Consider the following 12,324-nt stretch of genomic DNA (forward strand, 5'->3'; position numbering starts at 1 on the left):
TGCTGTGAGTTCTGCCTGAATATCCTCGTGAGACCTCTTTGGCTCCACGTACTCCACCTCCGCTATTTTAGTGTGATACCCAGCACATTCTACCCGTGGGGGTAAGGAGTTCAAGGTATGGCAACTCCGGTGCTCCGCTCTTTTCAAACCAGAGTTCGGATCCAGTCGCGGGTGAGTGCTGGGTCGATGACGTCGTCGATTTCAAAAATCATGGCGGCACTCATCGCTCTGCCTTGTTCGTAGAGCTGGTCGGTGAGTTCGGCTTCCTTTGCCTCACGAGCCTCAGGATCGTCGATTGCGGCAAGCTCTTTTGCGTACCCGAGGCGTACCGCGCCTTCGAGTCCCATGGGCCCGAGTTCACCGCTTGGCCAGGCGATGGTGAACTGCGGGGATTTCGAGCTACCGGCCAGCATTGCCATCGCGCCCAAGCCGTAGGCTTTCCGGATGACAACGGCCCCCACCGGGACGGTAAGTAAAGCGCCGGCCACGAAGAGGTCGCCGAATGCTCGGACTCCTGGTTCTCGCTCGGCCTCGACACCGACCATAAAGCCGGGGGTGTCGACAAACGAGACGACCGGCAAGCCATGATCTTGTGCGAGCGTCAGATGCTGGGTCATCGTCCGTGCGGCATCAACGTCGATCGCGCCACCGAGATGATGGTTATTATTGGCAATGATCGCAATGGGCTCACCATCAATGCGCCCGAAGCCGGTGATGGCGCCAGCGCCGAATTCCTGCCGAACTTCCGTAAACGTTCCCGGGTCAACAACCGAAGTGATCGCATCGACCATAGAGAACGCGCGGAGTCTATCCGCCGGCACGACGGTGCGAGCGGTTTCGGCGAGCTCTTCATCAACCTCTAAAGGAGAAACGTTCTCCTCTTGCTGCGAGCGCCGGGTTCCGGTGAGCGCGGACAATGCCTCTTTCACGTGGGCTACTGCTTCGGCCTCATCCTGGGCGAGGATGTCTATGACACCGTTGGCTAGGTGGAGCTCTGCCGGACCGATATCCTCGGGGCGGTATTTGCCGAGTCCCCCGCCTTCGATCATTGCTGGCCCGCCCATGCCGAGGTTGACCTCAGGCGTGGCGATAATGAGATCACAGACCCCGGCTAACGCTGCGTTGCCGGCAAAGGTGTAGCCGGAAACCACAGCAATCATCGGTACCTGCCCGCGGAGCGCGGCGAGGTCTGCGAAGGTCGGCACGCTCAGCCCTACTGAGGGCGCCCGGTCAGTTTCGCCCGGACGGCCACCGCCGCCTTCGGCGAAGAGGATCAATGGCACCTGGCGTTGCTGGGCCACCTGAATCAGCCGGTCTACTTTTGCGTGGTTGCGGGTGCCTTGCGTGCCCGCCAAGACCGAGAAGTCGTAGCTGATGACCACAACTTCTTGGCCTTCGATCGTGGCGACACCGCCCACGAGAGCGTCCCCAGAAGTCTTTTCAATAAGATCTTCAACACTGCGGCGCTTGGTTTGGGCAGCGATAGCCAAGGGCCCGTATTCCACGAAACTGCCCGGATCTACCAGGTCAGCAACGTTTTCTCGCGCCGTGCGTCTGCCACGATCTCTAATCTTTTTCAGATGCTTCTCGCGGGCTTCATCCAGCACCGCTGCGTGTCGTTCTTGGACCTCGGCCACACCGGGGTGTGGTTCTACTTCTAAGGCGGCATCCTCATCCTGCTCTGCGACGCCACTGAGCACAGCCAGAGGAGTCCCGGCGGAAACAAAGTCTCCCACCGAAACCAGGTGCCGGACGGTTTGCGCAACCGGCCCCGAGACGGGGTGATGCATCTTCATGGCCTCCAACAGCACATATTCGCTGGGTTTCTCCCCGACGGACACGACGGTGCCGGTCAGCGAGGCGCGAAGCAGGGTTTCATCGCTGCGAAGTTTCGGTTCAGCCACACCGTTGCCACTGATCGGCGGCGACTGGGAACCTCTGCCGTTGGCTCCAGGGGCTGAGGGGTTTCGAGCCTGTCTGGCCGCTTCGATCTCGTTGGCGCAGGTGACGATGTCTGCTGCCCGAGCATCAAACGAAGTTGTGGTCTCGCTTCCCGGCGCAAGGATCTGGCCGATCGCTTGTAATAAGGCGACGTTGGTGTCGATTCCTGAGATCCGAGTTTCGCACAGCGCCCGGTCTCCGGCTGATAACGCTGCCTCGAGGGTAGGTCCCTGGACGATGATCTTGCCCAGCAACGAGTCGAAGGCCCCGGTAACGGTCGTGCCCGGTTGAACCCATGTATCCACTCGCACCCCGGGGCCTGTCGGCCACGTGACCGCGTCAACTGTACCGGCACTGGGCATCGGCTCCCCCGAGGCTTGCATGGACTCGGCGGCGACCCGTAGTTGGACCGCGTAGCCGCGTGGCTCTGGTGCCTCTACAGAGTGATCATTCAGACCTACTGGTTGTTTGCCGGTGGCAACATCGAGTTGGCAGGCCACCAGATCAAGCCCTGTTACTTGCTCAGTGACCGTGTGCTCGACCTGGATGCGAGGGTTGACTTCGAGCAGCTCGTACCGGTCATCAGAGACGAGAAATTCCACGGTCGCCAATGACAAGTACCCCGCGGATTCCGTCAGTCGAGCAGCATCGGCGTGCAAACTTGCTCGTAGCTCATCGCTCAGCCCTGGCGCGGGGGCGATTTCCACCAGCTTCTGGCGTCTGCGCTGAATAGAGCAGTCGCGGTCCCCTAATACATGGACCCCGTCAGGGGTGCCTAAGACCTGTACTTCGATATGCCGTGCACCGGTGACTATAGCCTCGGCAAAAACACGGTCGTCTCCGAAGCCAGCTTGTGCTTCTGCAGCACACGCGTTGAGCGCATCGTGGAGCTTATCGGCATCGTGGACCATGCGGATCCCCCGCCCGCCTCCGCCGGCCACGGCCTTAATGGCAATACCACCGGGGTGCGCGGCCAGCAGCTCTGCCGCAGTAGAAACTGCCACTTCATAGTCCTCTTCTGCCGTAGACAGCAGGCCGGTTGAGGCGGGAACCGGGATGCCAAGGGATTCGGCGTGCTCCCGTGTCGCACGCTTATCCCCAAATAAGTTGAGCACCTCGGCAGAGGGTCCAACCCACGTGAGGCCGGCGTCTTGGCACAGCTGTGCCATTTGTGTTGATTCGGCCAAGAATCCATAGCCCGGGTGGATCAGTTGGGCACCGCTCGAGCAGGCGGCCTCAAGAACCGCTTGCGCATCGAGGTATGCCGCAGCGCCGCGACCTGGCAGCGTGACTACTTCGTCAGCAAGTTGTACGTGCAGGCCGGCTGCTCCAGCCAAGGATTCTTCATCCGAGGAGCGAATGGCAACGGTGCGTATCCCATAGGCCTGTGCTGTTCGGATAATCCGCGCGGCAATTTCGCCGCGATTGGCAATAAGAATTGTAGGGGTGTTGTCCATAGTGATGTCTTGGTCTCCGTTGACGCAGATTTTCAGTGGTGTGGTTGGGTAGGGAAAATCAGCTGCCTCAGGTCAGCTGATTGACCTGTTCGATGAGTTCGTTCTTGCGGATCTTGCCCGTGGCGGTCATGGGCATCTGATCGACAAAGACAAATTCGGGCACCTTGAATACCGCCATGTTCTCTTTGGCCCATGCGGTGAGCTCGTCGGCGTCCGGCTGGGATCCCGGGGTGGGGATCACGAATGCGACGGGAACCTGCCCTTTGGCCTGATCTTCGCGGGGCGCGACCGCGACGGTGTCCACATCGGGATGCATACGCAACAGGGCTTCGATTTCGGAGGGAAATGCACTCATGCCGTTGACTTTGATCATTTCCTTGGTCCGCGCCAAGTAGGTCAGCGCGCCCACTTCATCAAAACGGCCGGTGTCACCGGTGCGGAGCCATCCACCAATTAGGGTCTCTTCGGTAGCGGTCGGGTTGCGCCAATATCCGGTCAGAACCGAGGGCGAATTCACCAGAATCTCCCCTTCGTGTCCTACGGGGACCGGGTTGAGATCCGCATCGACCACCACGATGTTTGTTCCGGGCACAGGGTACCCGCAGTACACTGGCTCAGCTCGCAGATCCCGGTCTTCATCCTGCAGACCCAGCGTAAACGTGTCAGATGTGTGGGTTTCGGTCATCCCGTAGGATGCCTCTCGCAAGGTCAGACCGGTCTGGGCATGCCAGCGCTCGCGCAAGTCGATGTCGAGTTTTCGACTCAGTGAAAGCGCCTGGGACTGCTCCAGCGAACTGATGTCGACGTCCGCAAACTCTTCAGTCGCTAATAATTGCAGCATCTCGTCATAGCCTTCAGCAGGTGCGGCGAGACGAGTGACGCCACGGTCATGAATCGCCCTCAGCGCTACACGTGGATTCCACCGGTTCATGATCGCCACTTCCCCGCCGGAATAGAACGGCAACAACAAACCCAAATTTTGCCCCGCGATCCAGAACATCGGAAGGAAGCCTAGGGTGACATCCCGTGTGGAACTTGTGGAAGTTTTGCCCATCCCTGCGGCGGAAGCGGCTGCGGTGTACGCCATGTGGCCCAGCGTATGTTCGCATCCTTTTGGCCGCCCTGTTGTCCCACCCGTGTAGTTCAATGCCGCGAGACGGTCAGGGTCCGAAGGCACCGGAGGTACGGGCGAGGTTTCAAGGACTGCCGCCCAGTCCCCCGCTGTTTCAGCAGAGGGCACCGATATAGGCAATCCTGGGGTGGGCGCAGGTGCGCCCGCTTCAAGGAAAACGGCAGCCGGATCTGTCCATGTCACTGAGACCTCGTGGCCGAGCTCAGGAAGAACGCTATCAACGATTTCTCGCAGTTGAGTCGCGGCGATCAGGTGGACCGCACCCGAGTCTTCAAGTTGGTACCGTAACTCTTCGGCTTTGTACATCGGGTTGATAGGCACATAGACCGCACCAAGCCAGGCAATTGCAGCAAACGACTCGAAATACTGCGGGCTGTTTCCCATATAGACGCCAACACGATCTCCCACACCGACCCCGTGACCTGACAGCCAGCCGGCGAGCGCTCCCACCCTGCGTTCCACTTCTGACCAGGTCGACTGCCATCCGTAGTAGCTGACCGCTACCGCATCGGGGCGGGTCCTAGCCCAGTGTTGGATGGTCTCGGCCAGGCCGGTCCCTGCCGCCAACTCAGCGGGGTTATGCGGAACTTCTTCCGGCCAGAGCGTTCGCAGCGCAGCAAGTTCCTCTGCGGCCGCCTGCCATGCTGTAATTCTTGATGAAGTCTCTGGCATGATCCTGTCTGTTCTCCTTTGAAGATTCAACCTACGCGCCAGCATGATTCAGGCCGCTTCGTTATGTGAGGTATTTCGGGTTGGAGACTTCGAGACGGAGTCGCGCTGCTGTCTTGAGCACCGCGACGATGCGCCGGGTCTCCTCGGAACTTGCCGATGTGTCTGAGAGTTGCTGCACGCACTGCGCGAGCCCCTTTTCATCGTCCGCGCGTAGCTCGTGCAGCGCCCTTGCGTACCATCGATCGGCCTCTGGTCGTTGGCTGTTTTCACGACGCAGCAGGCTGACGACATTCTTGGCCACGCGAGCCTTGAAACGGTTGGGTTCACCTTCGCCACGAATAAGGTCCTGCGTTAAATAGGACTCGAGCCCGTTGAACAGCTCATCTGCGGTCGGCTCCGTGAACAAGCTTGGGGCGGACCGTCCGTTCTGCGGAGCACCATCGGTCGAGCTTGTACCAACCTCGGCGGGTTGCACCTCGGGGTATAACAGCTCGAGCAGGTCATGTTCCTGCTCGGCTGTACGACGTCCAATAGCCAAGAGCTCAAGTTCATTGGTATGGCCGGGTACGGAGCGCTGCATTTGTCGGAGACACCCAATACCCCACCAGGCGGTGGCTCGAGCTTCCCACCAGGTCAATTGCTCCTCGGAGGGGCGGAAACCGGTCTGCGATTCATAAGCATCCAGAAAATCGGATACCTCCCCGACTCCAGCTACTCGGCCGGGCCCGCCGAATCGCCAGGCTCGCATACAAACGTATCCCAGATCCTCAAACGGGTCGCCCAGGTGGGTGAGTTCCCAATCCAGCACAGCGGCCAGACCCGATTCGTCCACCATGAGATTTCCTAGACGAAAATCCCCGTGAACCAGGGTGCGTTTCGGCGCTGCCTCAGGTTTGCGGCGGGCTAGTTCGCGCAGTCCTAAGAGCAGTGCCGGACGGTCGACAGCCGTCGCGGCGTAATCATCAAGAAGACTGTCAATTGGGTCCTCGGCCTCTTCTAGCCCCAGCCCATCCAAAGGTACTGCGTGGATGCGTCCGATTGCTTCACCCAGTTGAGCCGGTAAGCGTTCTCGTGCTGTCGCGTATCGCTCATCCTTCAGGATGCGAGGAGCGATAGTCTCCCCTTCTATAAAGCTCAGCATGAGGTACGGGGTCCCCAGGATCTGGGGGTCCACCGAATGGTCCAGCACTGAAGGACTTGCGACTCCGGCGGCATGGGCCGCAGCGAGCACCCGAGCTTCTTGTGCATTGGCTTCGGGATCGGGATCGCTGGGATGGTCCATCCGCAACACGAATCGACACCAGTCCCCACTCAGGGTGGTTCCCACCAGCCACATCAACCTGCTGGCGCCACCGGTGAGTTGTTGTATATCGGTAATCTCGCCTGATGGGTGCCCGAGCTGATGAAGGCGCGATTCCAAGCGGGCTTTGAGGTCCTCTACCATCACGCTCTTTGTGTCGCCTCACTGTCAGCTTGCGTCTTGTACGTGTCGGTTGTAACTCCCTTAGGATTACGCTGGGACATGAAGCCGAACATGTAACCGGCGATGCGGCGCATCTGAATTTCATCGGCGCCTTCGGTGATGCGGTAGCGGCGGTGATGCCGGTAGATGTGCTCGAAGGGTTTCTTGCGGGAGTACCCCATTCCGCCGTGCACTTGCATGGCTTGATCGGCCGCCTCGCAAACCAGTCTGTTGCCCTGGTAATTCGCCATGGAGATTTTGTCGGAGACGGTGAAAGCGCCATCTTGGTCCATGAGCCATGCTGTCTCACGAATAAAGGAACGCAGCATGGAGGCACGTGCCTGAAGGTCGACCAGTGGAAATTGGATCGCTTGGTTGACCGCGAGCGGTTTGCCGAACGGCTTGCGCTCCTTGGCATATTCAACGGATTCGTTGATGCAGTACTGTGCTGCCCCCAGGCTCGACGCTGCCTGCCGGATTCGATTTTCGTTGAAGAAGTGTTGCACGATCTGTAGGCCGCGACCGAGTTCACCAAAGAGCTGGGTCTCATCGACTTCGACATTGGTAAACCGGACGTGGGCATGGTCGGTGGGCATGTTGAACGTCCAGACGTACTCCAGGATGTCGACTCCAGGTGCGTCTAACGGGACGAGGAAAGCGGTGATGCCCTCTGCGCTGCCAGGCTCGCCATGAGTGCGAGCAAAAACAATATCCCGATCGGCCGTATGCAGACCGGAGTTCCACATCTTTTCCCCATTAATGACCCAACCGGAATCGGTCTTCGTCGCGGTCGTTTCCATGTGGGTGGCATCCGAACCATGATCTGGTTCCGTGATGCCGAAGCTGAAGTGCGCCTCGCCCGCGGCAATCTTTTCTTTCCATTCATCAATCTGCGCTTCGGAGCCATAGTTCATCAGAAGCATCAGACCCACGTTGTTGCCGACTATCGAGTGTTCATTCTGCAGATCGTTATGAAGGCCAAGCCCTTTGGAGGCGAAGTGATCGCGAATGACAGCCATGTCTAGGTTTCCTAATCCAGAGCCACCTAGATGCTTCGGCAATTGGGCTCGATAGAACCCTGCTTTGTCCGCGCGACGCTTGGCTTCAGCCAACAATGCTTCCCAATCTGGGTGTGGGACCCCACCATTGTCCCAGTCGGTGCGTGCGTACTCGCGTCGATGATCGAAGAACCGAATATTATCGTTTTCGTTCTCCAGCGGGCGGATCTCCCGTTCAATGAATTCGTCTAATTCATTGAGCAGGTTCTGTAGGTACTCGGGAATTCGATAATCCATTGGCATTCCTCTACATAGGTCAGTGGTTCGCAACTGTGCCCGGTGGTATAACGCTGGGGAGCGATGCCAGGTACTAAGCCGGCGAGTACTATCGCGCGGACACATGGTCGTCTGGGATGAAAATTGGGTCGTCAGTGCCGTTAACGGAATCGACGGCATCACTTTAGTGATCGATCGCTAAAACCAGACTCTAGGGAGCACGCCCATGAGAGTCAATAGTCACAAGAGAATGCGAACAGAGATTTACTGGTGTCCGGGCAGGAGCTCTACAAACAGAGCATCAGCTTCGGCGCACAAGGTGTCGCCATGCCAGAGCTGTCCTGAGACGAACCGTTTCCGGCGCTCTACTGATTCGACTTTCGCCACCAGGTCCAACCGCTCATTCAACGGGGTGATCGCGCGATAATTCGTCGTCAGATACGCCGTGCGACACACTCGACCCTGCGCGCCTGAAGCCATCCGCCCCAATAACGCATCAAATATCGCTGCCACAATCCCGCCGTGCATGGCACCGTTCATTCCGATGTAAAACTCCTCTGCCACCGTATGCGCTTGGATGCGGTCCTCTTCCACGACATCGATGCGCAACTGTGGAGTCACCAACTGCAACTTGCCATCGCGCCCACCGCCACGTCCATACCAGCGCTCCACTTCGGGCACCGCCTGCGCTTCCAACATCGCCTGCATTTCCTGCAGTGAAGCCGTCATTTGCGCCAATTCTTCCGGGCTGGGATTGGCTTGCACTACCGCGTTCTGGAACCCACGCACCGCGGCTAACATTTCACGATACGCCTGCGTATGTGGCGTATCCTCCAGTCTTCGGCCACGGCGTTTAGCCATGGCAATGCCGTCTAAAGAATCAAGTGATGTCATTGACCCACCATAACAACGAAAGACCAATTCGTGACATATTTCACACGATGTGTAAATCTGGAGCCATCCAGTGATTTGCCCTTCGCCTCTTTGAGGGGGCAGCTGAACTAGTATTACACTGTGAGGCAGACCACAGACTTATCATTCCGGGCTTATGGTGCGTGTCCACCTGCTCGAGCTATGTATAGACCCGTAACTACAGTGAGGACGATATGACTGAAGCGCAAACGGTGCCCGCGGGGCTCGATGCCGAAAAGGTCGGCCGATGGATCGACCAGAAATTTGGTGTAAGTGAGGTGAGCTATTCGGTCCTATCGGTAGGACGCTCGAATCTTACCTACACCGTCGATGTCGGCGGAGAACCACGGTGGGTGCTACGCAGGCCCCCACTGGGCCACCAAGGCGGCAGTGCCCACAACGTTGCGCGCGAAGGCCGCATTATGGCGGCCCTTGGCTCGACACAAGTGCCCGTCCCGAACGTGTTAGAGATTGTCGATGACCCTGCGGTCATGGAAGTTCCATTCGTGTTTATGGACCACTGTCCTGGCTTCCCGCTCAATACACCTGAAGAATGGGCGCTAATCCCGGCAGAGAATCGGCGTGCAACTGCGTTTGGGATGGTTGACACCCTGGCTGCAATCCACCGTGTGGACATTGATGCCGCTGGTTTGGGTGACTTGCGTCGGCCAGGCAACTTGGTAGAACGTCAATTGCGGCGGTGGCTTGGCCAGTTTGAAAACATTACCCAACGGGACATTCCCGTGATCCGCGAAGTCCACGATGTCCTCGTGGAACGCATGCCCAAGGCGGACGACGTCGTTACCGGCATCGCCCACGGTGATTTCAAACCGAACAATATGATCTTTGCGCCCGACGGCACCATCAACGCGGTCGTCGATTGGGAACTCACCGCGATCGGCGACGTGTTTACAGATCTGGGCTACTTTGTGGCGATGTTCGAAACTCCACAGCAATACACAAACATTTGGGTGCCCGGGCAAGACGACGGGTTCCCAGCGACCCAAGAACTGATTGCGCACTATGAAGAGCAGACAGGCACGCGGGCTCAGAACGTCAATTACTATGCGGCATTTGCACTCTGGAAGCTAGCTTGCATCCGGGAAGGGGTCTACACCCGGATGATCAATGGCCAGATGGGCGATCTAGCATTTAATGCTGAAGAGACTGGTGAAGGCGTTGAAGGGCTCGCAAGACAGGCCCTGACGATGCTCGACTCCGACCTCCACAGCTAAGGCTTACTCGTTAAACGAGTCGGTGCCCGCTTTCAGAAGTAGATCTTCACTTCTGAAAACGGGCACCGTTCCCGCCCGGCAGCTGCGCATGGGCTAGCGGCGCGGGTGGCTCATGAGGTGCTTAGCTTGGGCGGTGTGGGAGCATGACTTCTTCGAAGTAGCGTTCACCGAACGGCACGAGGTATTCGGTGTCTTCTAGGTCGTACCACTCGTCGTAGTTCGCGAAAGTGCCCTCATCTTCATACCCGAGCTCCTCAGCGACGTCCCGCCAGCGGTTCAGCGTCTCTGGGATGTTCTCGGTCGAGCCTTCTGGCAGGGTGCCAGCTTCAATTTCGTCATCCACCAGGCCCTGAGAGACTTCTAAGAGCGCTTCCTGAAGGTCATCGTCCATTTCTTCAAATGAACCGTTGTATTCCCGGACCGCTTCTGCGGCGATGTGGTTGGCTGCCAGGTCACCACGGCGTGACTGGATGAACTCATCTTGCATGGAATCGAAAACCAACTGCTTCACTGCCAGCGGCCAGGAGTCCCAGGCCATGCCGGCATATACGCCACCTGGACCACGAGCAAAGGTCACATCGCTGGTGTAGGAGGCATGCGGGGCAACTTCCATGAAGCCACCGGCATCAGCGGCCAACGTTGCGGTCAGCGTGCAGTCGATGGTGTTTCGCTGCAACCCTTCGAATGTCTCGGTGTAGGCCATCGAGACGGGAGATGCATTCAATGCTTGTAATTGGGCAGTGTGTGCCGACGAAGAAGCACGCACCTGGTTACCGCTCCAATCGTCGGCGGTCAGCGTCTCATCAGCACACATTGGCAGCACCGCTCCAGCGGCGTTGAAAAGATTCAGGGGTTCAATACCTTGATCACGGAACTCATTGATCAGGTTTTCATCCTGCCAGGCCAGCTCACCCATCGCCGCATTCGCAGCAAGCTCATCAACCAGTGGAGAGGTACCTGTCAACGTGGTGCCAGCAACATACCCTTGGAAGATCGGGAACTGGTCCGGCAGATAAATCGGCAACATGTATGCGATGTCGACTCGACCATCGGCCAACGCGTCCGGCAATTCATCGTAGCCAGCGATACCTTGGCCATAAGTCGTATCGACGGTGATTTTGCCGTCAGACAGCGTCTCGAGGTTCTCAATGAAGGCCTCCGCGCGGTATGCTTCAGCACCACCGGGAGACTGTGCGGAGGGCTGATAGGTGATGGTAAGGGGCTCGACATCCTCAAATGCCGCTTTGATTTCCTCTTCCGAGGCGCCGTACTCGTAGCCTTCATCGCCAGCACGCTCTTCTTCTGCGTCACCACCGGCGCTCCCGGCACAACCTGACAAAGCTAACGCAGCGACCGCAACTCCAGCGATAACGCTCGTGGAGCTCCATCGATTCTTTTTCTGCATTTTCTGCATTGCAGTACTCTCCGTATATTATATATTTCTAAAGAAAAGACTGGTGCAACTGAAATTCGTTTGTTGCACCGGCGTATCGAATAAGTGACGTATGACACTTCATGCCGAAGGAGACTGTACCACATCGGAAGGAAAATCTGTTGTGATGTACTGTCTTAAACCTCGCTCCAAAACGAAGGCGCTAGTCAGGGACCGCGGTGCAACTTTGGCTCACGTCACAGAAGGTCATCACCGAGAAAGACCCTCTGTCGGCGCTCCCGTGAGGCAGCGTTCGTGGCGGCCCTTGGGGCTTTTACTCACGGAAGATCTAGGCGCCCCTAGGACACACCGCCCCGTGTGACGGTCCTGGAAACACGGGGCCTTCGCCTTCTGCACCGTGACGCTACTGTTCGGGTGATTCGGGAACGTTCTGTACGCGAAGCTGTCCTCGCGCCAGGTCCTTACCGGTAGCACTATCGGTGATCACCACTTGCCACAGCTGCTGCGTGCGTCCCTGGTATAGCGCCTCGGCCACCACCGTTGCATGCGTACCGGTGCTAGGGCGTAGAAAATCAGTGGAGTTATTCACCCCCACGGAATACTGTCCCAGTTCAGAGACTGCGTGGCTTGCTCCGGCACTGCCGATCGTTTCCACAATCGTGGCGTAGACTCCGCCGTGAACTACACCTTTGGGCATGAGTTGATCCTCGCCCAGATCGGCGTATCCCGTCGCACGAGTCTTTTCCAAGGTCTCGATGACCAGACCCGAGGCTTTCATAAACGCGCTGTCTTCTCGCACTGATGCGTTTTGAGCTGAGTTCATAATATGACTCCTTATATTGAAGC

8 protein-coding genes are annotated in these 12,324 nt (G+C 58.0%); 1 reads left to right on the forward strand and 7 read right to left on the reverse strand.

Annotated features, from left to right (window positions below):
- Positions 1-143: 143 nt before the first annotated feature.
- From J2S62_RS13220 to J2S62_RS13240, 5 genes are all read right to left on the reverse strand, one after another.
- A complete protein-coding gene (locus J2S62_RS13220) occupies positions 144-3,398 on the reverse strand; it encodes an acetyl-CoA carboxylase family protein (protein ID WP_310175527.1) in 3,255 nt (1,084 codons plus the stop codon).
- A gap of 67 nt (positions 3,399-3,465) precedes the next feature.
- Entirely contained in the window at positions 3,466-5,202 is a 1,737-nt protein-coding gene (locus tag J2S62_RS13225) for an AMP-binding protein (protein WP_310175529.1), read from the reverse strand.
- 61 nt (positions 5,203-5,263) lie between these two features.
- Positions 5,264-6,646 carry a phosphotransferase gene (locus J2S62_RS13230; protein ID WP_310175886.1) on the reverse strand — a complete coding sequence of 461 codons (1,383 nt, stop codon included), beginning with the start codon at positions 6,644-6,646 and terminating at the stop codon, positions 5,264-5,266.
- On the reverse strand, positions 6,646-7,959 hold the full coding sequence (locus tag J2S62_RS13235; RefSeq protein ID WP_310175531.1) for an acyl-CoA dehydrogenase family protein: 1,314 nt from the start codon (positions 7,957-7,959) through the stop codon (positions 6,646-6,648). The genes J2S62_RS13230 and J2S62_RS13235 overlap by 1 nt, the downstream gene beginning before the upstream one ends.
- Before the next feature lie 243 nt (positions 7,960-8,202).
- Positions 8,203-8,832 carry a PaaI family thioesterase gene (locus tag J2S62_RS13240; RefSeq protein WP_310175533.1) on the reverse strand — a complete coding sequence of 210 codons (630 nt, stop codon included), beginning with the start codon at positions 8,830-8,832 and terminating at the stop codon, positions 8,203-8,205.
- Positions 8,833-9,044: 212 nt separating this feature from the next.
- Between J2S62_RS13240 and J2S62_RS13245 the strand changes: the two genes are divergently transcribed.
- Complete coding sequence (locus J2S62_RS13245) at positions 9,045-10,085, forward strand: phosphotransferase family protein (RefSeq protein ID WP_310175535.1); 1,041 nt, start codon at positions 9,045-9,047, stop codon at positions 10,083-10,085.
- 121 nt (positions 10,086-10,206) lie between these two features.
- On the opposite strand, the gene J2S62_RS13250 is transcribed toward J2S62_RS13245, so the two are convergent.
- Both J2S62_RS13250 and J2S62_RS13255 read right to left on the reverse strand, forming a co-directional pair.
- Positions 10,207-11,499, reverse strand: a complete 1,293-nt coding sequence (locus tag J2S62_RS13250; RefSeq protein WP_310175537.1) for a type 2 periplasmic-binding domain-containing protein — start codon at positions 11,497-11,499, stop codon at positions 10,207-10,209.
- Positions 11,500-11,881: 382 nt separating this feature from the next.
- Positions 11,882-12,301 (reverse strand): PaaI family thioesterase, encoded by a 420-nt coding sequence (locus tag J2S62_RS13255; protein ID WP_310175540.1) that lies wholly within the window; start codon positions 12,299-12,301, stop codon positions 11,882-11,884.
- Positions 12,302-12,324: the final 23 nt, after the last annotated feature.

It is taken from the genome of Enteractinococcus fodinae, assembly GCF_031458395.1.
Classification (GTDB): domain Bacteria; phylum Actinomycetota; class Actinomycetes; order Actinomycetales; family Micrococcaceae; genus Yaniella; species Yaniella fodinae.